General features: G+C 52.9%; 15 protein-coding genes. 6 read left to right on the forward strand and 9 right to left on the reverse strand.

The window, feature by feature from the left end; all coding sequences use genetic code 11:
* The first annotated feature begins 47 nt into the window (after positions 1 to 47).
* Positions 48 to 806, forward strand: coding sequence for an enoyl-CoA hydratase/isomerase family protein (locus tag A3709_RS18675; protein ID WP_066058107.1), 759 nt, complete (start codon positions 48 to 50; stop codon positions 804 to 806).
* A gap of 6 nt (positions 807 to 812) precedes the next feature.
* On the opposite strand, the gene A3709_RS18680 is transcribed toward A3709_RS18675, so the two are convergent.
* The 6 genes from A3709_RS18680 to A3709_RS18705 form a co-directional block, all read right to left on the reverse strand.
* Entirely contained in the window at positions 813 to 1,709 is an 897-nt protein-coding gene (locus tag A3709_RS18680; RefSeq protein WP_066058110.1) for an FAD:protein FMN transferase, read from the reverse strand.
* A gap of 68 nt (positions 1,710 to 1,777) precedes the next feature.
* The gene (locus A3709_RS18685; protein ID WP_066058113.1) at positions 1,778 to 4,792 is read right to left on the reverse strand and encodes a triple tyrosine motif-containing protein; all 3,015 of its coding nucleotides are present in this window, start codon (positions 4,790 to 4,792) and stop codon (positions 1,778 to 1,780) included.
* 99 nt (positions 4,793 to 4,891) lie between these two features.
* Positions 4,892 to 9,157, reverse strand: coding sequence for a two-component regulator propeller domain-containing protein (locus A3709_RS18690; protein WP_197484291.1), 4,266 nt, complete (start codon positions 9,155 to 9,157; stop codon positions 4,892 to 4,894).
* Between the two features lie 351 nt (positions 9,158 to 9,508).
* Positions 9,509 to 10,138 carry a hypothetical protein gene (locus A3709_RS18695; protein ID WP_066058118.1) on the reverse strand — a complete coding sequence of 210 codons (630 nt, stop codon included), beginning with the start codon at positions 10,136 to 10,138 and terminating at the stop codon, positions 9,509 to 9,511.
* 336 nt (positions 10,139 to 10,474) lie between these two features.
* Positions 10,475 to 12,445: a S8 family peptidase gene (locus tag A3709_RS18700; RefSeq protein WP_066058121.1), complete on the reverse strand. Its 1,971-nt coding sequence runs from the start codon at positions 12,443 to 12,445 to the stop codon at positions 10,475 to 10,477.
* 8 nt (positions 12,446 to 12,453) lie between these two features.
* Positions 12,454 to 14,265: a bifunctional diguanylate cyclase/phosphodiesterase gene (locus A3709_RS18705; protein WP_082850214.1), complete on the reverse strand. Its 1,812-nt coding sequence runs from the start codon at positions 14,263 to 14,265 to the stop codon at positions 12,454 to 12,456.
* Between the two features lie 130 nt (positions 14,266 to 14,395).
* On the opposite strand from A3709_RS18705, the gene A3709_RS18710 reads away from it, so the two are divergent.
* Positions 14,396 to 15,640, forward strand: coding sequence for a diguanylate cyclase (locus A3709_RS18710; protein ID WP_066058126.1), 1,245 nt, complete (start codon positions 14,396 to 14,398; stop codon positions 15,638 to 15,640).
* On the opposite strand, the gene A3709_RS18715 is transcribed toward A3709_RS18710, so the two are convergent.
* Positions 15,641 to 17,347, reverse strand: a complete 1,707-nt coding sequence (locus A3709_RS18715; RefSeq protein WP_066058129.1) for a bifunctional diguanylate cyclase/phosphodiesterase — start codon at positions 17,345 to 17,347, stop codon at positions 15,641 to 15,643.
* Between the two features lie 250 nt (positions 17,348 to 17,597).
* On the opposite strand from A3709_RS18715, the gene A3709_RS18720 reads away from it, so the two are divergent.
* Complete coding sequence (locus A3709_RS18720; RefSeq protein ID WP_066058630.1) at positions 17,598 to 18,422, forward strand: enoyl-CoA hydratase/isomerase family protein; 825 nt, start codon at positions 17,598 to 17,600, stop codon at positions 18,420 to 18,422.
* Between the two features lie 50 nt (positions 18,423 to 18,472).
* Here A3709_RS18720 and A3709_RS18725 read toward each other — a convergent pair whose 3' ends face one another.
* Complete coding sequence (locus A3709_RS18725; protein ID WP_066058132.1) at positions 18,473 to 18,961, reverse strand: nitroreductase family deazaflavin-dependent oxidoreductase; 489 nt, start codon at positions 18,959 to 18,961, stop codon at positions 18,473 to 18,475.
* 107 nt (positions 18,962 to 19,068) lie between these two features.
* Between A3709_RS18725 and nadA the strand changes: the two genes are divergently transcribed.
* Positions 19,069 to 20,142, forward strand: a complete 1,074-nt coding sequence (gene nadA / locus A3709_RS18730) for a quinolinate synthase NadA (RefSeq protein ID WP_066058134.1) — start codon at positions 19,069 to 19,071, stop codon at positions 20,140 to 20,142.
* Between the two features lie 13 nt (positions 20,143 to 20,155).
* Here nadA and A3709_RS18735 read toward each other — a convergent pair whose 3' ends face one another.
* Positions 20,156 to 21,643: a M48 family metalloprotease gene (locus tag A3709_RS18735; protein ID WP_229801666.1), complete on the reverse strand. Its 1,488-nt coding sequence runs from the start codon at positions 21,641 to 21,643 to the stop codon at positions 20,156 to 20,158.
* A gap of 168 nt (positions 21,644 to 21,811) precedes the next feature.
* On the opposite strand from A3709_RS18735, the gene A3709_RS18740 reads away from it, so the two are divergent.
* Both A3709_RS18740 and A3709_RS18745 read left to right on the forward strand, forming a co-directional pair.
* Positions 21,812 to 22,042: a sulfurtransferase TusA family protein gene (locus A3709_RS18740; protein ID WP_066058137.1), complete on the forward strand. Its 231-nt coding sequence runs from the start codon at positions 21,812 to 21,814 to the stop codon at positions 22,040 to 22,042.
* A gap of 15 nt (positions 22,043 to 22,057) precedes the next feature.
* Positions 22,058 to 23,155 carry an AI-2E family transporter gene (locus tag A3709_RS18745; protein ID WP_066058139.1) on the forward strand — a complete coding sequence of 366 codons (1,098 nt, stop codon included), beginning with the start codon at positions 22,058 to 22,060 and terminating at the stop codon, positions 23,153 to 23,155.

Below are 23,155 nucleotides of genomic sequence, written 5' to 3' on the forward strand. Positions count from 1 at the left end.
GAGGTGGCCTGTGCCACACTTTGCGTCCCCTAGCGATAGACCCTCTCATGATCGACTCAATTCTCTTCACTCGACACGGCCACGTGGCCCAACTCACCCTCAATAAGCCCGAGAAGCACAATTCGCTCGGCCAGCAGGAACTGGAGGCGATTCAGCATCATCTGAAGGAAGTAGCGTCAGATCGTGATGTGAGAGTGCTGGTGGTGACCGGCGCTGGCGAGAAAACTTTCTGTGCCGGTGCTGCGCTCAACGAGTTGGGGGCTGGCAAAATCAGCGGTGATCACTTCCAGGCGACGACGGATATGCTGGCCCAGTTGCCGATTCCGACGATTGCCTCGCTCAATGGCAATGTTTTCGGTGGGGGAGTGGAGCTGGCATTGAGCTGTGACTTCCGTATTGGTGTCGAAGGCAGCCGTATGCGGGTCCCTGCCGCGGCCATTGGACTGTGCTATCCGATCAGCGGCATTAATCGCTTTGTAGAGCGCCTAGGTGTGAATCTTGCCAAGCGAATTCTCGTGGCGTCGGAGACGTTTACAGCCGCCCAGATGCTGGACGTAGGCTTTCTGGATCATCTAGTGACTTCCGAGGGCCGCGCAGAGAAAACCAGCGCGCTCGCAGAGCACATTGCCGGGCTCGCGCCCCTGGCTGTGCGCGCAATGAAAGACATCCTCCAACAGGCTGCCGGCCAGGGCATTGATCCCGAGGCGGCCAACGTCTTGTCTCACTTGTGCCTTGAATCTGATGATTTGCAGGAGGGCTTCGCTGCCCAGAGGGAGAAGCGCAAGCCGGTGTTTAGTGGATGCTGATTAAACTCAGCGTGGCGCGAGTGGGCCGTGACAAGTGAGCTCTCGGTCGATCGCCATCCACTGAACCCCCAGGGTATCCAGCCATGCCATAGCTGCCTGCTCGGTTTTGAGGCGTGCGATACTTGCAGCCCCTGATGCCGTCAGGCTGTTCTCGGCGACTACTACTACGCTTAGCAGCCCGGGAATCGGGTGGCCGTCGATAGGGCTGAGGCCTCGGCCAAAGTTTTCACCGTTAAAACTGATCCGCTTTTCGAAGTCGCCGCGCTTTGTGAACCCCGCGTTATTGACCTTGAGCCGTGCAATGGCTGTGCGTACGCCCTGTGGGTGCCGGACCCCTACCAACCAGTTCGCGCCGTCGGCAGCTTTGCCGATGGTGATAACATCCTGGTCGAGTTCAATCATGGCGCTTGCAACATCTTCTCGCAGAAGAAGTTTGCGAACGCAGTCCACAGCATAGGCACATACCAGGCTATTGAGATCGATCAGCATGCCCTGGCTCTCAAGCCTGGCGCCTGCTTCAGTGATTTCGAGTTTTGACCATCCAATTATCGACAACAGGCTCTGCAGTTGTGACTCTGTGGCCGTTAATCCGCCATTGTCGGAATAACAATTTTGAAGCAAACGTGTTGTGGGGTCGAAGAGATGATTGCTTTGTTCCCAAAGCCGGGTGGCGTAATCAAACAGCCCGCGAGCCTCAGCATCCAGTTCTGTAAAAGCGCCAGTGCCCGCTACCTGATTTATCTGGCTTACCAGTGAGTGTTGCTCGTAGGAGCAGAACTTGGCCTCCAGACGTCGTAATTCCTGCTCCGCTTCAGCGATCAGTTCATCTCCGTTGTTACGGGGACCCGTGATAATGAGAGAACATGAGCGACCGAAAACATGAAGCCTGGATTTTGAGGTCATGGGTTTTTGTAAGACCTTGTTTTTTGGCTGTGTACTAGTTTGCCACTTTTAGTTCCAATCGCCTATCGTTAGTGGACCCGTGGTTTCGGTCCGAACACATGAATTTCAAGTTTCTGTTGGTTTGGATCGAATGTGATTTCACACAGACCTCCAATTGCATTATCCAAATCTCCGAGAGCCGAGAGCTGAAAATCTGTAGACAAATCCGGATTCACTGGCGCTACTGATGAGCAAGCTCGAAAAGTCGAATTTCCGCTCATGTACTCGGAAATATTACTATCTACCTCTAGAAAGAAATCCGTCGTCTCGAGCTTGCCTACTAGAGATAAGCTGCCCCAAATTGACCTATATAGCGCCACTGTCATTGGCGGAGTTTGTTCAAAGGGTATACATAGCGGTTCAACTTTATTAATGCTTACCACATTGGTTCGCTTTAGCTTTCGCGAATCGCATATATCTCCTATTGCGAGTTCCACGAATCTTTGCAAGTCCACTGCGCGTTGCATTGGTACTTTTGAAAAGTACATATCTAATACGCGAAGGGAGCTGGCGATCAGCCATGATTGCGTATGGCAGTCGCTCTGCGATATGGGAGCGCTATCTGATTGTAACTTGAGCCGCTCATCGAAATGTGAGGATATAGCATCGCTTCTTTCTCTCTGGAACTCTAAATGCTCTGACATTTCATTCTCGGCCAAATTTGCTGCCACTGACATTTCATGAGCGTATTCTAGGGCCTTGTTCTTCATAGAAATAGCATCGTAGAGCTTTCGAAGAATGCCGAGGACTCCAAGAATCAGGATTAGGTAGCAAGAATATGCCCACCAGGTTCTCCATGGGGCAGTTGCGACATTAACGCGTACTATCGAAGACTCGGTGCTCCATGTTCCTTCCAAGTTTGTTGCTTGAATCTCAAAGCGATATCCGCCAGCGGGTAGATTTGTGTAAGTGGCGGAGTGATCTCTTCCTGAATACACCCACTCCTCTTGTAGGCCAAGGAGGCGATATCGATATTCATATGAGTCATGTGCAATGTAGTCCAGTACTGAAAACTTGAACATGATGAACATATCGTCATGCTTTAAGTGTACTTCCGCTTTTTCTGAGCCAAAGTTTGTTTGAACATCAATTGCCTGTGACTTGATGCTTGTAACTCTCAGTTGGGGCGACTTGATTTCCGTTGATACATCTTGGGGGAAAATTTTGTTGTAACCATTGACTCCTCCAAAGTATAAGTTCCCATCGTCGTCTTTGAATGATGCAGCGAAATTGAAATCATTTCCTTGAAGTCCGTCTTTTACCAAGAAGTGGCGTAGCGGTGTTTTGTCAGGGCTGAACAAGAGAATCCCCTTCTGAGTTGCAGTCCATATTCGACCTAAATCGTCAATTTCGATGCTGTAAGCAGTGGTGTTCGAGTTTTCTTTGGAGATAGCTCTAGCCATAGCGCTCAGCGACTCACTGTCGCTCTCGAACTTGACATAAAATAAGCCGTGATCTTTGGTGCCAATATAAAGATCGCCGCCGGCGCCACTTTGAAGAGCGAGGATTCGAGGGGCACTTTCGAGACCATCGAACTTTATGTCGACCACTTGAAACTCAGACATGTCTTTCGAAAGACGATATATGTGCTTCTCACTTACAGCATAGATTTCTCCATCAGATACCTCTTTGACTAAAGTCACTGAAGCGTCATCAATTGATAAATCACGAACCAACACTCCATTTGAAAGCAGATACAAGCCGGAGTTGTATGTGGCTATCCAGATGTGGCCTGAGTTCGATTGAAGTATTGAAGTGACAGCGAGGCTTTTTGATGAAGTCGGTAAAGGGCGCTCTACAAACCCGGAATTTGTGTCTATTAGGTCGATACCATGTTCCTGATAACCGACCCAAATGGACTCACCAATAGTTGTTAACGTCATGATACGGTGGTCAGTGAGAGCATTTTGATGGCCCTTGTCAAATCTTTCATGAAAACCTGATTCATCAAGTCTAAATAGTCCGTTGTAGGTGCCAATCCATAATTCTCCCGATGAATCTTTCGTAAACGCCAGCACCTCTGGGTGTATTCCAGAGCTTTGTGCGCTGTGAAGCTCCATTTCGATTTTCGTTGCGGCGTAGAGACCCTGGTAGGTGCCTATCCATAGCTCTGAGTCAGTTTTCAGCAGGGCCATTACTGAGTCGTTGCCTAAAGACGTATTTTCGGCTCTGATTACCTCTGCTAACTTAAGATTGCTCGCAAAAATATAGATCCCTTTGTTGGTCAAAACAAATAGAGTATTGTCGATCCAGAGTAGTTTCGCGATGTGAATGTCATACTTTTCAGGAAGTTCAATGCGAGAGATAGTCGATCCGAAGTCTGGTGAAAGTTTAGAAATCTGCCCTGTGCGGTCGGCAACTATCACCGAATTCTCAGGCCCTTCACTTATGGCAACTATTTGCTGCTCGATCTCGGCTGTGGACAGTTTCTCAAACGAGTTCCCACTGACGAAAAATTTGGCTAGACCGAACGAGCCTCCAATAAAAGTGTTTCCTGTTTGTGTATGTGTTATTGACACAATTTCGAAGGAGTTTCGCTGTTCGAGGGCGTCGGTACGGACTTGAACTAACTTTGATGTCCCCTTGAGCTTGAATACGTTAGTGCGAGTAGTGATCCAATTCTGAGAAGTCTCGTCTTTGGATACACTGGTTATATTGGTCAAGTCGAAATTCGTACTATGGCTAACAATCGTTGCTGCATGATTTTTGAGTGAAATTGAGACCAGCCCAATGCCGTATGCGGCCACCAGGATATCACCCGTATTGGACTCGCTAATTCCGCGAATGTCGGAGAAGAAGACTTTGCCTTCCTTTGACCTGGCTTCCTGAAACCTAAATAGAGTACTCCCATCAAATTTGTACAGTCCTTCTTGTGTGCCAATCCACAAGTTTCGCATTGAATCTTGATGTAATGAGGTAATTGTCGGCTGCGCAATTTGCTTAGCGAATGTTGGGGAAACTATTTGATAGTTCGAGTAGACCGGACCGCTGGCTCCGAGAAAGAGAGCTGCTATCAATGTTAAGAATCTTAGATCGATGTGCATTTCGAAAAGTCCTGCTCCAGTAAGGATCAAGATGTTCTAAATGGCGAAAATCCTTCTTGCTACTCCTTCAACAAAAAATACTGATAGTTCCGTTATCGATCAATCGACGTAAATTCGCCTAAATTCGTTTTGAAACTCAGAGTGGGCTGTCCTAAGGAGATTGAGTTTGAAGAGATAGTCAGTATCCTCATTCTTCTTTGCGCCTTCCTCAATTGTCGCGCTTATCCCTCGCACTTTTATCGCTCCTACGTTTGCGCTCAACGATTTTATTGCGTGGGCAGTGCGCGCAATTTCTGTAAAGTCATTGCTCTCGATGCAGTGTTCAATTTGAGATAGCTTCTGGGCGAACTGCTCGCGATAGCCGTCGAAGACTTTGAAAAGCAGTGGCTTACCTGTGAATTTCTCAACTTCCAGGATTGTTGAAATAGCCTTCTCATCAAAAATATCCTGATGCAGATCAACCGCTTCCAGGCTATTGGTGTTGTTAGTGAACTGAATATCTCTCAGTCCGGATCTTGTTGAAATGTCGAGGGCGCCCTTAATGTCGTCAATGGAAAATGGTTTAGAAATGAAATGATCCATGCCAGCATCAACACATTTTTCACGATCAGTTGGATTTATTCCTGCGGTGAGAGCGACAATTTTCGCCGGTTTTAGTTTGAGCTCTGTCTCAAATTTTCTGATCTTCTTAGTAGCGTCGAATCCGTCCATTACAGGCATTTGACAGTCCATCAGTATCAGATCAAATGGGTTGGATTTATGCTTGGCCACAGCTTCTTCGCCATTTTCCGCAATCGTTACGGTAAGCCCCATCATTCCAAGCATTTCTATTACAATTTCTTGGTTGGTTGAAACATCTTCGGCAACAAGAATCGAAATTTGATTCTCATTGTTCTTTGGCGACTTTGTATCAATATTGCTTTCAGCCCGACGCTCATTGAGCTGTTTCTTGAGATTTTTAGCGTTCTGTAGAGTAAATGGCTTCGGGAGAGTCATCCATTTACTCGATGTAATTTCAGGCCGCACTTCGTTCATTCGAAGCATTAGATACCCACAAGAGATGTTATCAACTATCAGTGACTGTTCCAGTTGTGGATATTCTCTCAGATCGTTGAAGTCTGCTATGTAGACTCCATTGGGATCGAGTGCATTTTCCTCTTCATACCAACTGCATTGAATGTGCTCGAAAGCCAGATGGCTTTCGATCGTCTTATAAAAAGCAGGTGTCGAAGTCGCGATATAAACAGTGGTGGGATGTTGGGCTATCGATTCTGACTTGGTAGTTTCTGGTTGTAAGGGAATACATATAGATATTTCAGTGCCTACGCCGCTTTCAGATCTAATTTCAATTTCGCCGCCCATGATCTTAATATAGTGCTTTGAGATTGACAGACCTAAGCCGGTGCCACCATATTCACGGGTTGTGCTTGCGTCAGCTTGAGTGAACGCTTCGAAAACCCTTGCTTGGGTTTTTCCATCCATGCCGATACCGTCATCTCTAACCGATATTATCACCAGTTCTTTCTGACTATCCGCATCGCTGCTTCTAGTCGAGGCTAGAACATCAATACAACCGTGATGCGTAAATTTGATGGAGTTACTGACGAGATTCATTACAACCTGGCGAATCTTGGTCGGGTCACCGACATAAGTATCGCCAATCGATGTTCCAATAATGACGTTAATATCCAGGTTCTTTCTTGCCGCAGGTTCTGCCTGTAAGTAGCAGACCTCATCAAGTAACTCTACCAAGCTAAATCCGATCTGCTCTAACTCGACTTTAGAGGCTTCTAGCTTTGAATAGTCGAGTATCTCATTGATAAGCGTGAGGAGTGCATTGCCGCTCTTATGGGCGGCTGTCGCAAACTGCTTCTGCTGAGTATCCAATTCTGTGTGCAGTAGAAGCTCCGTCATGCCAATCATTCCATGCATTGGAGTGCGTATTTCATGACTCATGGTTGCAAGAAACTCAGACTTTGCAGTGTTTGCAGATTCCGCAGCTAGCCTCGCCTCTTGAAGATCAGAAGTTCTTTCATCAACCATCCGCTCAAGTTCTTGCTGTCTTTCAATAGCAGCGGCGGTCTGTCTCCGTTGTGCTCGCATATATAGGGCGAATAGGAACGAAGCCAAAGCCGTATAGGCCGCGTACGCCAGTGGGCTTTGCCAGGGTGGAGGTGAGACTTCTATGGGTAAAGATAGGGCATCCCAATTCCACTCGCCTGCCGTACTAGCTGCGGCTAACTTGAGTGTGTATGAGCCCGGTGGCAAAGTGGTAATAGATACTATTCTAGCGTCAGGTGATATGTTCCAGGTTGAGTTGAGCCCCTCTATTTTGTATGCATACTGGACAAGGTCGGGTGCTGAGAATTCTGAAGCGTAGAATTCAATCGAAAGCATCTTGTCTTCGTATGTGAGATTTAACTTGTCGAGTTCATGGTACGGAACATCAAACGTTCTGCGCTCGTTCATGACCTTGATGGAATAAATGGCTACTTCTGGCAGGTGTCCTGTATTTTGGATCAAAGCTGGATCAACAACGTTAAATCCCGAAATACCGCCAAACAGAAGCTTTCCGTCGATATCTGTAAAGGACGCTCCCATGTTGAATTCTAAACCTTGCAATCCATCTTCGATCCCAAAGTTGGTGGCTTCCGAGAGTGAAGGTGCGATTCGGGTCAGGCCTCTATTATGCGAAAGCCAAAGGTAGTCTTCAGAATCAATCTGAATTCCGTAAATGCTCGAGCTTGGGATGGTGATGTTAGAAATACCATTTTCAAACACTGGTCTGAGTTCTGTTCGGTATTCATAGGTCCATTTGGCTATGCCACCACCGGCAGTACCTAGCCAAAGTGTTCCATCGCTGTCTTCCTTGAAGGCCCAAATCATGTCACTTTCAAGACTGTTTGGATTTTGGCTATCTGTATATATTCGACTAAAAGTCTCTTCTTCTATCAGAAAACGATTAAGTCCTTTTTGGGTGCCTATCCATATGTAGCCAAGACTGTCCTCAAACATTGCTAGCACGCGGTTGTCACTGATGCTTTGTATGTTGTATTCGTCATGTAGCAATTGTGTAAAAGAGTCGGACTCCTCGTTGTAGATATTGAGCCCGCCTCCATAAGTGCCGATTAGCAGCTCTCCACTTGATAGCCTAAGTAGTGATGTGACGCCATTGCTGCTAATCGATGTGTCAGAAAGGGGGGAATGTCGATATACATCAACCTTGTTGTTGGTGAGGCTTAATCGATTTAGTCCACCATCATAGGTACCTATCCATAAGTACTCGTTGTCGGCAAGTAGACTCATTACGGTATCGGATGAAATGCCAGGGTCAGTAAATGGATTGATCCATTCAAATTCCTCTGACCCCTCCGGTAGTCTATTGAGTCCTCTGTCGGTCGCTACCCATAAACTGCCGTCTTTGGTCCGGGCAAATGCGTTTACGGAACTGCTCGATAGTCCGCCACGAATTTCATCGAACGCTTCGAAGCGATTCTCGCGTCCGCTGGCAAGGCCATGGACTGTGCCGACCCAGTATTGGCCATCACGCGATTGGAAAATTGAGTACGCCGCCATTTCTGGCAGGCCCGAATTTTGCTCTATATATCGAACAAAGCTTTCTCCGGCTGGATCAAAAAGGTTGAGGCCATTCTCTGTGGCAAACCACACATTGCAATCTGCATCGACATATATCTCTGTAACGCTATTGCTTGAGATAGAATCTAACTGACTCTCCAGATGAGCGAAGTGCGTTGAAGAACCCTTTATTGGGTCGTATCTGTAGGCTCCCTGATTTTCGGTAGCTATCCAAATTTTGTCAGCGGATTCAGCCGCAATGTAGGTCGGTTTGGCTTGCTCGGAGGTTGGTGTTGCTGTTGGTACGAGCCTATGTCTCTCAATTACCAAGTCTTCGATACTAATGCTAATCAGACCGGCGCGTTGGGTAGCTACCCAAACTACGCCGCTGTCCTCACTTTGATCGAAAGAATGGACGATCCCGAAATTCGGGATTTTTTGATTGTCTGGAATCAGATGTTCGAAGGTTTCCGAAACGGGGTCGAAAACGCTGATGCGATCTATGTATCCGATCCATAGGCGTCCAGTGTTGTCGGCATATATAGATTGAATGTCGTCAGATAATAGAGAGTTTCGATCAGCGGGATTGTATCTGTATGCGCGAAACCCATTTGTTATCTGGTTGTAAAGGTTCAGGCCACCTCCATGGGTTGCAACCCATAGATTGCCCTCCATGTCTTCGTCGATACCTGAGATGGTATCAACTGTGAGTGAATCATCGATCTGTGCTGAGGCGGTGAAGCTTTCGAGGTGGCGACCAGTGTATTTGGTTAGTCCCTCCTGGGTCACGAGCCATAAGGCTCCCTGAGAATCCTGATGTATCTGCCTGACACTTTGTTGAGTAAGTTGGTCAGAGATTGGCGACTTGCTAAATCTAATATAGCGATGCTGGTCTAATGCATGTGTAGCTGCAGTAGCCAATATAAGTAGTACTAATAGAATCAAGCGCTGCATAGTCAGCTAACATTGTTATTCTGAAGGATAAATTTTATGCCATTGTGGGCATAAAGTTCAAAAGGCGGAATCGCCTGATCAAGTAAAGACGGCGCGGAGCTAGGGGTAGGCAGTCCTAGGATCTCCGCGCCAGAAAGAAATTTTTTATCTGCAGGGTATTACAGTCTTACAGATTGCTAGCTATGGCTATTTCAGGCCCCATTTGAAGGCATTCTGCTCTGCATAGGACTTCAAGCCCCACTTAAATGCGCTTTGTTCGCTAGTCGATTTCAAACCCCACTTGAACGCAGTCTGATCACCAGTAGATTTAAGGCCCCATTTAAAGGCGCTTTGCTCGCTGAACGATTTCAGGCCCCACTTGAATGCGCTTTGCTCCCCAGTTGTCTTGAGGCCCCATTTGAAAGCGCTTTGTTCGCTAAACGACTTAAGGCCCCATTTGAAGGCACTCTGCTCTGAGTGATTCATGGTGCCCCATTCATAGCTTGTAGAGCTTGTAATCGATTGATTGGATTCGTTATTGCTGGGATTGGATTTGGCCCACTTGTTCCCGCCTGCAGCGCGCTCCGTTGCTCCCCATTTGAAGCTTTCAGTCTGCGTTTCGACACTCTTGCCCCACTTGTAGCCTGCGGTATTTGCTCGAGTGTAGGAGGTGGCTCCGGCAATTGAGTGGCTGACCCTCTGAATGGTGCTGTGGCCGCCAGCACCTAAAGTCGGGCCTGATTGAGAAACCTCAGCCAAAGTTGTGGTTGGTGCCGCGATCAGGAGTGCGGAAATACTAGAGATGCCCAGAGCTTTGATCTTTGCCGAAGTTTTCATTTTGCCTACCTACTGTTTTTTTGATGGGAATTGTTCGCGCGGAAATTTGTGACACGCGTATATGTTTTTGTGTTTTCTTGGGGCAGTTTGAGACCCCTTTCACACTCTTTTTCTGCAGTGATTGACTTCGATATAAGGGTAACGACTGACCAAAATAAACTAGTAGGTCTAACCATTTTGGGTTAGTAGTCGGGTGAAATTTGATAGCGAGAAAGCTGAGGCGAGCAGCGATATGCTCTAGGTCACTGATTTATATGGAATAACTCAGTGCTGAGGGTAGGCTGGTTAAAAATTAACCCAGTCTGGGTAATTTACCGGAACGTGGCGTCGATGCAATTACGGTTGCTTACCGAGTTGCTCAACCTGGCGGCGTTCCATCTCGTAGATTTGCAGCCATTGGAAGGGTGCCTCGGGGGCTTCTTTGGCGTCGGGAGGCAGGCGTTCTACGTGCGATTTGATGCCCCAAACGCGGGTGTCACTGCGGCCTTTCTCAGCGGGAAAGGGCGACAGCATCAGTTCGAGGCCGGGGAGGCTGATGTCGCCTTCATCGGTGATGATGGCGGGGCCCTGAAAGTGGTCCTGGCCGGCGATGTCGTCCGCCAGGCTGAGGCCTTCGTTGCCGCAGCCGCGCCCCCCCAAAGTGATCGCGCGCGTAATGCTCACGTAGCCCTGGCCCTGCTCGAGCGGGCTGTAGGAGAGCAGGCCATCATGATTAATAGCGAGATCGGCGGTGCTGGTGAGCATGCACTTCACGTCGTCTGGAGTCAGTTCGGGNTCGAGTTGCAGTAACAGGGCTACCAACCCGGACACCAGGGCAGCCGCTTGCGAGGAACCGGTCATTACGAATTCGCCGGTGTCCAGTACGTATTCGGGATAGTCCTCGGTGAGACTTGAGCCTGGGCGGGTAAGTCCAGTCATGTGCCCGCCCGGCGCGACTATGTCAGGCTTGATGTGCGCCGAAGGGGTAGGGCCGCGCGATGAGAAATCCGGAAGATAATCGTCGCTGCGATCCAAGGGGGTCCACGAGTCGGTGATCGCCCCAACGGTGATAATGTAGGGCAAGTTGCCTGGTGAACCCACACTCATCAATTCAGGGCCTTCGTTGCCTGCAGCTGCGACCACGACAATACCTGCTTGCCAGGCACGCATCACGGCTTGATTAACCGGATCCAAGAAATAGGGCCACCGGGGTCGCGATGCAAATGATAGGTTGAGCACACGGATATCAAATTTCTCGCGGTTATCGATGGCCCACTGAACGCCGCGCACAATATCCAGCATGCCGCCCTGACCTTCGACATTGAAAGCCTTGATCGTCACCAAATTGGCGTCGGGGGCGATGCCCTTGAAAGAGCCGGTTGGTTTGCCGTTGTGCAGCGTGGGGCCGCTATGGCCCAAAATACTAGTCATGTGCGAACCGTGCCCGCTTTCGTCAAAGGCTTCATCAACTTCACGACCATTGATCGCATCATAGCGGCCCAGAACCCGGGGTTGTCCCTGGGTGTTCAGTGACAGACGATCGTGTTCCCAAAGCCCTGAGTCGAGCACGGCAACGGTGACACCCGCGCCGCGAATATCGTGCAGATGCAGGCTGTCTGCCCCTGCTACGGTCGCGTAGTAGAAGTCATTGTGGTTATCCGGGTACGCGGGCGGGCTTTCAACTTTACAATTCTCACCAAAGTGGATGGCGGCGCTTACTTTGTTCTGGCGCTCAGGGGAGGGGGCATCATCTTTATTGGCGAATTCGATCTCCAGGTGAGCCATGCCCGAAAAGGGGGTAGTAGTGGTTTGGCTGAGGGCAAGTGACATTTTGCCTGGCGTGTTGGGCAGCGTGTCGGCAGCTACGTTACTGTCACCGACGCTCGCGCGGGTGATGACTCCCCAGGCGGCAGGCCAGGTCATGTCTATCTGCGTTGCTTTCGCGGGGGCGTCACTTTTGTTGATTAAGCGCCAGCGCATGCTGTCAGGTGAAAACTCGAGCTGCAGGTAGCCGGCTACGTTACAGTCCGAAGAAGGCTCGGTGTCCTCATCGGGGGGATCGAACGCCAGGTCATCGATGTATCGATGTACTTTGTCTGAAACCAGTATGGCTTCCAGTTGCTGGCGATGAAGCTGCGCCCCAACGGCATCAATGATGGGTAGATGATGGGTGATCTCGCCCTTATGGGTAGCCACCAATGCAGCCATGGCGTCGGCGGATTCGCCCTGCAGCATCACGTCCAGAGGCTGTTCTTCGCTATTGGCGGTGAAGCTCACAGCACATGTCATGGCAATCAATGTCGCCCGCATCGGCGCCAAATATTTCATGCCGTGAATCAGTCTTGTGGTTTGGGCGTCAGGTCAGCAGAGAAGTCTTGCTGCAGCGTGTCGGGAACATCTTCGGGGTACAGCGGTCGGGCGAAATAGTATCCCTGGAGCAGATGGCAGCCTTTGGCCACGAGGTAGTCGAGCTGGTCTTTCTGTTCAATGCCTTCTGCGATCACGCGTAAATTGAGGGTGTTCGACAAGGCAATAATGGCGTCGACTATCGCGGCACCATCGGTGGTGTCGAGGTCAGCGACAAAGCTCTGGTCGATTTTCAATGTGTCGATCGGGAAGCGCTTCAAATAACTGAGCGAGGAATAGCCGGTGCCGAAGTCGTCTACCGCGACTTCCAGTCCAAGCTCCTTGAGCTCGCTCAGCTTTTTAATGTTGGCTGGCGCATCGTTCATGATGGCGCTCTCTGTGAGTTCCACTTCCAGGCGATTGGCGGGTATGTGAGCGCTTTCGAGGAAAGCGCGCATGCGCTTGGGTAAATCGTCCTGATTGAACTGAATCGGTGAGATATTCACGCACACCCGAAACGGGGTGAGTCCCAGTGAATCCCAGTAGCGACAGTGGCGGTTTATCTCACCGAGCACCCAGTCGCCAAGCTCTATAATCTGGCCGGTACGTTCGGCCACCGGAATAAATTCCAGGGGTGAAATCATCCCCCTGTCGGGGTGCTTCCAGCGTACCAGGGCTTCCATGCTGACCACGGTGCCAGTCGCGGTATCAATCTGGGGCTGGTAGCGCAGTTCCAACTGGTTGCTGCTCATGGCGTAGCGCAGCTCTTCTTCCATCTTGAGCTGTTCGACTGCCCGGGCGTTCATTTCTTCATCATAGAAGCGAAAGCAGGCTCGACCTGCCGCCTTGGCTACATACATTGCGGTATCCGCATTGCGAATCAGTGCATCAGGATCCTGGCCATCTTGCGGGAAGACAGCTATGCCAATGCTGGGAGTAACCACCGGGTTATGTGATTGCAGAGCAATGGGTTCGGACAGCGTGTTGAGAATGCGCTTAGCCACTTTCTCGATATGCGCGCTGTCTTTTACATCCGATAGCACAACCGTAAATTCGTCGCCACCCAGGCGCGCTATTTCGGTGTTGCTGGTGTATTCGTGTTCGTCGTTGGCGCTGTTCTCAGTGTAGTAGTTGATCGCATCATCTTCGCGCAACTCCACGGTGAGTCGCTTGGCGATCTCTACTAGCAGACGGTCACCGCGACTGTGGCCGATGGAGTCGTTGATGCGCTTGAAGTGGTCGAGGTCGATAAACAACAATGCAGCACCGGTATCGTGACGGCGACAACGCTTGAGAATTCGATTGAGCTGCTCGTTGAAGCTACGTCGGTTGGGCAGGCTGGTCAGTGGGTCGTAGTAAGCCAGATAGCGCAGCCGGTCTTCCTGGCGCTTGAGCGCGTTGAAGGCGTCTGAGGCGCGCAGCATGTACTGCACATCCCGGCCCAGCAGTGACCAGTTCACAGGTTTGGTTTTGTACTGAGTGGCGCCCGCCTGGAATCCCTGGTCAATAGATTCGCGATCGTCCGAACCAGTGACGATCATGATAGGGATGGATTCCCCCTGGGGCATCTGGCGAATTCGCTGGCACACTTCCAGGCCCGTCATGCCGGGCATTTCTACATCCAGGAAAACAAGGTCGGGTCGCTCGCGGGCGAAGACGTCGATCGCTTCGGTACCATCGGCGGCTTCAACCACCACCATGTCTTCTGCCTCAAGGCATTGGCGAGTGAGCAGACGAACATTGAAGTCGTCATCGCATACCAGAATTTTCGCGCGATAATGCGCTCGATCTTCACTGATCATTATCAGAAGCAGAAAAATTTTTGAGAGTGCGGTAGGCTATCATCACTGACTACGTCCGCCTAGCCCGAATCATAAATGCAGTGGGTTTATTGGCGGAAAGGGACGATCAAGGGGGTGTAACGGACTGGGCATGCGAGTACATCTGTCTGCGGTATACAGGCTGGTGGTTCCTTTTATGCTCGTTGCCTTGGCAATGTGGGCGCGTGGTTTCGCTCCCTCGCTGGATCATGAAGCCAGCATTCTGCTGGAAAATCTTCCCTACCTTTTGTGTGCTATCTGCTGCGGTCTGGCGTGGATGTTCAATCGTCTGCGATTGGCCCTGGCGGCGTTGGCCTCCACGGGTTTGTACCTGCTTATCAAATTGCACCTTCAGGTCAGCCTTTCCGAGTCGCCCGCGGGTGAATTGTACCTCTTTGCTGGCCTCGCCCTCGCAGTGGGAGTGGCCTACCTCCTGGTCGTGCGCGATTACGGCTTGCTGACGCTGCGCAGTTTGTTGATGGTGATCATATTTGCGGGGCTGTTGGGTCTTTGTTATGGAGCCGCGGAGTGGATTGGCGCGACGGATGCCGCATGGTCTGCGCGTTTCGCTGCGCCCACCCACGACGATTATATTCTGTCCCATGCGGTGTCGTGGCTGATCGCCGGTGCGGCGCTGCTGGCTATCTTTTTGGTGCTGGCGCGCGATGATGAAACGGAGGGTGCGCTGTTTGGCGCGCTGTTGGCAGGGTTTTGTGCGCTGGCGTTTTTGCACCTGGAGCAGATCTCTGTGGTGATGGCCTGTGCGGGCCTGCTCAGTGTGGGTTGGGGGCTGATCCGCGGCTCGCACGCGATGGCTTATCGCGATGATCTCACCAGCCTGCCGGGCCGGCGGGCCTTAAGCGAGCGCTTGCAGAGCCTGGGGCGGCATTATGCTATTGCCATGCTCGACGTGGATCATTTCAAGAAATTCAATGACACCCATGGCCACGATGTGGGCGATGAGGTGCTGAAACTGGTTGCGTCGCGCATCCGGCAGGTGGGTGGTGGCGGCACTGCCTACCGCTACGGCGGCGAGGAATTTTGTGTTGTGTTCCCGCGCAAGTCCGCGGAGGAGTGCGCGGAGGTACTCGATCAGACGCGCGAGCGTATCGCTAACTATGAAATGTCCATTCGCGACCAGGGCAGGCGTCCGGTCAAGGCGAAGGAGGGCACACGACGTCGTGGCGCCACTCGATTGTCCGCGGCGTCCGTTTACGTCACCGTCAGTGCCGGCATAGCGGAACGGGATGACAAGCTGCAGACGCCGGAGGAGGTTATGGCCGCCGCAGACAAACAGCTTTATCGAGCCAAGCGCGGTGGCCGCAATCGGGTGGCATGGCCGGGCTCTAAAAAGTAGTCAAGAAAATAGTGGGTCGTTGCGCTTGAGGCGCTGTTCTTCGACAAAACGGGGAAGTTGCTGCAGTGGAATGGCCGGGCTGTAGTAAAAGCCCTGCACTTGCTGACAGTTTTTCTCGCGCAGGAATTCCACCTGCTCGTAGGTCTCGGCACCTTCTGCCACCACCAGCATACCGAGACGGCGAGCCATCTCGATAATCATGGTGCACACCGCCTCCTGGTGTGCGTTGTGCGGCAGGTCGCGCACAAAGCAAGCGTCGATCTTGAGTGCGGAGATCGGTAGTTCGGTCAGGTGTGAGAGCTGTGAGAAGCCGGTGCCGAAATCATCCAATGAGAAGGACACACCCAGCAGTCGCAATTCGTCCATGCGGGCTTTAATGGCCGCCGGGCTCTTGAGAATGGTGCTTTCGGTCAGTTCCAGCTCCAGCCTCGAAGCATTGGTGCCGGTGCGGCTGATGATGTCTTTGACGATCTCAACAAAGCGGTCGTCCTGGATTTGCGAGAACGAAATGTTCACCGCCACATCGACGTTGCGAATGCCCTGTTCTTCTATCCATACCTGCGCTGCACATGCGTGCTGGATAACCTGGTAGCCGATCGTTTTCATCAGCCCCATATCTTCGCAGGCTGACAAAAATTCGCCGGGGCATAGCAGGCCACGCTCGGGATGGTTCCAGCGCAACAGGGCTTCAAGGCCCACCAGTGCGCCGGTGTTGAGATCTACCCGGGGCTGGTAGTGCAGTTCGAACTGATTTTTGCGCACAGCGGTACGCAGTTCCGCGGCCAGTGAACTGGCACCAGAGTCGTCGAAACTGATCTGGTTGGAGTAGCGGATAAACTTGTTGCCATCGACGGTCTTGGCCTGTTGCATGGCGCTGCGTGCGCACTCAACCAGTTCGGCAAAGTCTTTGCTGTCGTCGGGGAACATGGCGGCGCCGATGCTGGCGTCGATCGAAACCTGCTGTTCGCTCAGAATCATCGGTGCCGCAATCGATTTGAGCATCTTCTCCGAGATGAGCTCCACGTCGGCGAAAGAGCTGACATCTTCCAGTACCACGGCAAACTCATCGCCACCCAGTCGGGCGATGCTGTCGGTGCTGCGCATCTTGTTCAGTAGACGCCGCGAAATAGTCTTGATCAGCAGGTCGCCGTCGGCTTCGCCGTAGTGATCGTTGATGTTGGCGAACTGATCCATGTTGATGTAGAGCAGTGCGGTGTTGAAACCGTAGCGTGATGAGCGCTCCATGGCCCGCTCCAGGTGAGCGCGAAAGCCTACCCGGTTCAGCGCGCCAGTGAGTCCATCGCGGTTCGACAGTTGCTGGATCTTATCGCGTGCCTGCTTGAGCTGGATGCAGTAGTCCAGAATGCGGTGAACCAGTGCATCCTGAATCTGGCCGCGCACCAGGTAGTCCTGAGCGCCCAGATCATTGAGTTGTTCCAGCGTGGTTTGCTCTGCGTCATCTAGCAGCAGAATCAGGGGAACGGTGGCGTTGTTCTTTTGCGCCAGTCGCAGCAGGTATTCGGTTTGTGGGCCGTAGGCCATGATGACAGCATCAATGGCAGGATCCAGCAGGGCTTCCAGTGGCCGCTCCATCGACTCCGAGCTCGCCAGTTGGAACTGCTGCAGCGGCGCTCGCTCAAGACAAGCTGACAGCACCAGATGATCTGCCTGGTGTTCAGAAATAATGAGTACGGTGTTTTGTTCCACCTATTCGCCCTGGGTGCCCGACAATGGTCTTGGCAGTCCGCGTCAGGGGAATCCCCAATGCCTGACTGCTTATTCTTTATATAACATGAAGTTATACGGAATAACTCATAGGAATTCTAGTGCTTGTTTATGAAATATTTCCGATCTTGGGGCTGGTGAGCTTTGGCGATAGCGATTCGTAGCCTGCCCAGGCATTGCTGCGGGCCGGCTGTGTATTATGCTGAGCGAGTCTGTCCCTGTAGAAATCAAAATGACCCAAGAATTACTGCTCGATGTGACTGAGGGCGTTGCTCTGATCACGCTCAACCGCCCTGAAGCCCACAATACCCTGACCTCAGGGCTCATCGCGGGACTCGGCGCCGCCTATCAGGAATGTGATCAAAACGATGCTGTGCGTGTTGTGGTGGTCACAGGTGCCGGCAAGAGCTTTTGTGCCGGCGCTGACATGAGTGGCGGAGGGACGACGTTTGACAGCGAGGCGGTGGCGATGGAAGTGGACTCCTGCCCACTCAGCATGCAGGCCTGGGATGTGCGCAAGCCTGTTATTGCAGCGTGTAACGGCCACGCGGTCGGCGCAGGTCTGGGCATGGCAATGCAAACCGATATGCGGGTATTCGCGGATGAGGGCAAATACGGCTTTCTCCAGGTGCGCCGGGGTGTGGTGACAGATTTTGCGATGGAGTACGTGCTGCCGCGGGTCATCGGCATGGAGCGCGCATTGGAGTTGCTCATGCGCGGCCAGCGGCTGACCGGCCAGGAGGCAGTTGAGTGGGGCCTGGCCGGACGCAGCGTGCCGGCTGATCAGGTCCTCGATACGGCCATGGACATTGCCCGGGATATTGCCGTTAACAGCGCGCCGTTGGCCATGGCGTTCCACAAGCGCCTGCTTTGGCGGGGCATGGATATGTCTCTGAGCGACTTTGCGGGGTTGGAGAGTCGGGCACTTAACCTGAGCATGACGCGCCCCGATGCCATCGAGGGCGGCATGGCCTACTTTGAGCGACGCTCCCCCGATTGGCAGGGCTCGGTAAGCTCAGAATGGCCCGACTGGATGGCGGAAGCAGGGGACGACTAGCTCAACCCGGTTTAGTCGAGGCTGGCACGTCCACCTGCCGGGCGCGACGCTTACAGCGGCTCGCAGCTGAACACCGGGATATTGCGATCCGTCCTGGCCTGGTACTCATCAAAGTCTGAGTATGTCTCTACCAGCAGGGGCCAGAGCGCGGCTTTTTCTTCGTCGCTGACCTGGCGGGCCACGTACTCTCTCTCTTCACCGTCCGCCATGATCTTGATTTGGGGGTGCGCCTTGAGGTTGTAGTACCAGACCGGGTTCTTTGGCATGCCGCCGCAGGAAGCCACCAGCACCTTGTTCTCGCCGTCGCAAATATGAATCAGCGGAATCTGGCGAGTCTTACCGGTTTTGGCGCCGGTCATGGTGACCAGGCATACCGGGCCACCAAGAAAGCTTTTCATGAGTCGGCCTTTGCTAAGGCGGAAGATCTTCGCCTGCGCCCGGCTGCCAAATTTCAGAAAAGCCTTAATCATTGGCAGCTGGCTTTCCTTATACTGAACCACGTCTTCGCGGCGAGTTTTTACATAATCGTATTTTGTCATGGTGAGCTGTTCCCCTGATTCGAGGGCACAGCTTATCGGACGATTTCCCCGGTGCCAATCTGTGCTAGAATCGCCGCCTCTTTTTGCCCCACCATGCCCAAGAAAGTATGAGTATAGCGACCGACAAACTGGAAACGATTCGCCAGCAGGTACAGCATCATCTGGACCACGCCGAACAGCATCGTCTGGATCCTGCCCGTGAGGCTGCATTGATTGAGCAGATCAAAGCGCGGCTGATCGAGGAAAACGCTGTAATAGTGGCCCACTACTACACATCCCCCGTCGTGCAGGCCCTGGCTGAAGAAACCGGTGGTTGTGTCTCGGATTCCCTCGAGATGGCACGCTTCGGTAATGAGCATCCGGCGGACACGCTTGTGGTCGCTGGGGTCAAGTTCATGGGCGAGACCGCGAAAATCCTGACGCCGGAAAAGCGCGTACTCATGCCCACACTGGAGGCCACTTGTTCTCTGGACCTGGGCTGTCCCATCGATGAATTTTCCGCATTCTGCGACCAGCACCCCGATCGCAAGGTTGTGGTCTACGCCAACACCTCGGCGGCCGTAAAGGCCCGCGCCGATTGGGTGGTCACTTCCAGCATTGCGCTTGAGGTGGCGGAACATCTGGCCGAACAGGACGAGAAAATCATTTGGGCGCCGGATCAGCACCTGGGTGACTATGTGCGCCGGGAAAGCGGTGCCGACATCATTATGTGGGACGGCGCCTGTATCGTGCATGAAGAATTCAAGGCGCGCGGTATCGCCGATCTTAAGGCGGTGTACCCCGACGCTGCCGTGCTGGTGCATCCAGAGTCACCGGCAGCGGTGCTGGAGCACGCTGACCGAGTGGGCTCTACGACCCAGATCATTCGCGCGGCCATGGAGATGGACAACAAGCAGTTCATCGTGGCAACGGATCAGGGCATCTTCTACAAGTTGCAGCAGATGGCACCGGACAAGGAATTCATTATTGCACCCACTGCGGGTGAGGGCGCTACGTGCCGCAGCTGTGCCAATTGCCCGTGGATGGCCATGAATGATCTGGAAACACTCGCAAGGGTGTTTGATCAGTCAGACAACGAAATCTTTGTCGACCCGGCACTGGGTGAGCGGGCCATGGTGCCGCTGACGCGAATGCTGGATTTCGCCGCCGACCTCAACCTGAAGGTCAAGGGCAACGCCTGATCCGTAAACCGGGTTAGAAGCTTTCCATCTGCTGGCGCAGTAGCGCCACATCCCGCAGGCGCTGTTGCACCTGCGCTGTGGTGTGGTAGTCGTTGCGAGTGAGCTTCAGGGCGTAGCTAAGCTGCCGTTCTGCCTCGTCGAGAATACCATTGAGAATAAAGTACTCTGCACGCGACTGGTGGAGGCCCGCGATATTGCCCGACAGTCCCTGAACCTCTGCCAATAGATACCATAGCCCCGGGTCAGTGGGCCGGCGCGTGCTCTGCGCCAGCAGTACTTCTTCGGCAATGTGCGCTTCACCGTTGGCCATGAGTGCCTTGGCGTAGGTCATGGTGAGCGGGTGGTTGCCGGGGCTGAGCGCCAGGCGCTTACGCAGTTTTTCCGCCGCTTTCTCCGGCGTATTGCGCGCCATGTCGATCTCGGCATCGGCAATGACATATTCCAGGCGATCGGGATTGCCCGACCAGATGCTGTCCAGGGCCAGCGCTGCCTCATCGGCGCGGCCAGCTTCGGTCAGCGACAGCACCAGCCCGTACTGTGCCGCCTCACGCGAGCGGGGTGTGCCGCCAAGCTCACCCTTGAAACGCTGTACCGCTTCTTCGGGTGTATTGGCCAGCTGTACATAGGCTCTGGCGCGCATCAACTGATAATCCAGGCTTACCGGGCGAATGGTTTTCGGGTACTGGCGAGCGCGGTTGCGGGTGTCGGCTATCCGGTTTTCAGACAGCGGGTGAGTGCGCATGAACTCTGGTATGCGTTCGCTGCTGGAGTAGCGCGAGGCTTGCAACATGCGCTCGAACATGGCCGGGGCAGCGTGGGGGTCCATGCCGGCCTCTACCATGGTCTGCATACCGATTCGGTCGGCTTCCTGTTCGTTGCCGCGACTGTAGCGCAAGGCATTGTTCTGGGCCGCGGCCTGGCTTGCCGCCAGAGCCGCCATGCCGGCATCGCCGCCGGCGGTGGCCATTAATACCAGGCCGGCAAGCATGCCTGCCAGGTTCATGGGCGTCTGGGATTTCTGAAACTCCACGCCCCTGGAGAAGTGACGCTGGCTCAAGTGAGCAATTTCGTGGGCCAGAACGGTGGCGAGTTCATCTTCTGTCTGGGCGTATAGCAACAGCCCGTTGTGTACCCCGATAACGCCGCCCGGTACCGCGAATGCGTTAATGGTCGGATTGTCGACCACCACCAGTTCCAGTCGTCGATCTTCGAGTTTGCTGTGTGTCGCCAACTGGTAGGTCAGGTTCTCAATGTAATCGAACATCAATGGGTCGGTGACGGTGGACACCTGGCTGCGAAAAATCTTCAACCAGGTGCGGCCCAATTGGTGTTCGAATTCAGCGGAGAAAAGGCTGGTGCTGGATTCGCCTAGATTGGGCAACTTGAGCTCTTCGGTATTGGCCCGGGCAGGCGCTGCCAGCAAAGACGCGGTCAGCAGCGCGCAGAGGAGCGTTGCCGTGGCGCGCAGCGAAGGAGTTGCCGGTTGGCGATTAAATTGCACTAACACAGACCAGATATCTTGTGAACTACAGTTGCCGAGCATTGTACTGCAATCAGTTACCCTTGGGGCAATGCTCCCCTTGAGCAACTTAGAGCACATCGAGGGAGCGAAGTTCATTCGCACTTGCGTAATGCGTATACTTGGCCATCCTGAAAGTGTGGAACAAACATGACGGCAACAATAGAACTGGACGCAAAGGGGCTGGATTGCCCGATGCCACTGCTCAAGGCGAAGCGCGCCTTGAACAACATGTCGACGGGCGAGCGGCTGCGAATTACGGCGACCGATCAGGGGTCCATGCGCGATTTCAGGGTGTTCGCCGAGCAGTCCGGTCATCGACTGTTATCGTCGGAGGAATCCGCCGGCGGCGTTTATATCCACCTCATCGAAAAGGCCTAGGGACGGAACTGACGAATGTTCGACACTTTCAACAAATGGTATAAGCGCTACCTGTTTGAGGAGGAGGCCATCCTCCTGCTGGTAATGCTGGTGATTTCCGTCACGCTGGTAGTGACCATTGGCGATATTCTCGCGCCGCTGCTGGCGGCCATGGTGCTGGCGTTTCTGATGCAAGGTCTGTCGTCCAAGCTGCAGGGCTATGGGTTGCCTAAATGGGTTGGTGTGAGTGTCTCATTCCTTGTTTTTGTCGGTGCCTTCTTCGGCGTTACCCTGGGGCTATTGCCGCTGGCCTGGCGACAGTTCTTAAGCCTCGCTTCTGAATTACCCGCCATGTTGGGGAAAGGCCAGCAGCTGCTGGCGGTGTTGCCGGAGCAATACCCCGAGTTGTTCAGCAAGCAACAAATGAGCGACTTCGTCAGCATGGCGCAGGCGGAGGCTGCAACGCTGGGACAATTCGTGGTGACCCAGGGGTTGGCCGGTATCAGTGGCCTGTTCGCATTTATGGTTTACATGATTCTTATCCCGATTCTGGTGTTCTTTTTCCTGCGTGACAGAGAACTCATCCTGAGTTGGCTGGGCGGCTTCCTGCCTGAAGAACGCCCGCTGTTAACCCGCATCTGGACCGAAATGAACCTGCAGTTTGCCAATTATGCGCGCGGCAAAGTGATCGAGATTATTGTCGTGGGTGCCGTCAGTTACGCCAGCTTCTCTTGGATGGGGCTGAATTACGCCGCGCTGCTGGCACTGCTGGTTGGACTGTCGGTCATCATTCCCTACATCGGCGCTGTAATCGTGACGCTACCGGTAGTGCTGGTGGGCTTTTTCCAGTGGGGCTTTGCCGGTGAATTTTATACGCTGTGTGTGGTCTATATTGTAATCCAGGCCCTGGATGGCAACGTGTTGGTGCCTTTCCTGTTTTCTGAGGCAGTGAACCTGCATCCTGTGGCCATTATTCTCGCCATTCTGTTTTTCGGCGGGATCTGGGGTATGTGGGGGGTGTTTTTCGCGATTCCCCTGGCAACTCTGATTAAGGCGATTATCTACGCCTGGCCAAGTGGGGAGGGTGACCCGACGGAATTGCCCGCTCCAGACATCGAAACTGCTGTGGAGTAA

It is taken from the genome of Halioglobus sp. HI00S01 (genome assembly GCF_001635445.1).
GTDB classification, from domain to species: Bacteria; Pseudomonadota; Gammaproteobacteria; order Pseudomonadales; family Halieaceae; genus Halioglobus; species Halioglobus japonicus.

Bases quoted from the DNA above. Each gene is read 5' to 3' on its own strand.
- A3709_RS18675 (WP_066058107.1), top strand. From the start codon at position 48: ATGATCGACTCAATTCTCTTCACTCGACACGGCCACGTGGCCCAACTC.
- A3709_RS18680 (WP_066058110.1), bottom strand. From the start codon at position 1,709: ATGACCTCAAAATCCAGGCTTCATGTTTTCGGTCGCTCATGTTCTCTC.
- A3709_RS18685 (WP_066058113.1), bottom strand. From the start codon at position 4,792: ATGCACATCGATCTAAGATTCTTAACATTGATAGCAGCTCTCTTTCTC.
- A3709_RS18695 (WP_066058118.1), bottom strand. From the start codon at position 10,138: ATGAAAACTTCGGCAAAGATCAAAGCTCTGGGCATCTCTAGTATTTCC.
- A3709_RS18705 (WP_082850214.1), bottom strand. From the start codon at position 14,265: ATGATCAGTGAAGATCGAGCGCATTATCGCGCGAAAATTCTGGTATGC.
- A3709_RS18710 (WP_066058126.1), top strand. From the start codon at position 14,396: ATGCGAGTACATCTGTCTGCGGTATACAGGCTGGTGGTTCCTTTTATG.
- A3709_RS18720 (WP_066058630.1), top strand. From the start codon at position 17,598: ATGACCCAAGAATTACTGCTCGATGTGACTGAGGGCGTTGCTCTGATC.
- A3709_RS18725 (WP_066058132.1), bottom strand. From the start codon at position 18,961: ATGACAAAATACGATTATGTAAAAACTCGCCGCGAAGACGTGGTTCAG.
- nadA (WP_066058134.1), top strand. From the start codon at position 19,069: ATGAGTATAGCGACCGACAAACTGGAAACGATTCGCCAGCAGGTACAG.
- A3709_RS18740 (WP_066058137.1), top strand. From the start codon at position 21,812: ATGACGGCAACAATAGAACTGGACGCAAAGGGGCTGGATTGCCCGATG.
- A3709_RS18745 (WP_066058139.1), top strand. From the start codon at position 22,058: ATGTTCGACACTTTCAACAAATGGTATAAGCGCTACCTGTTTGAGGAG.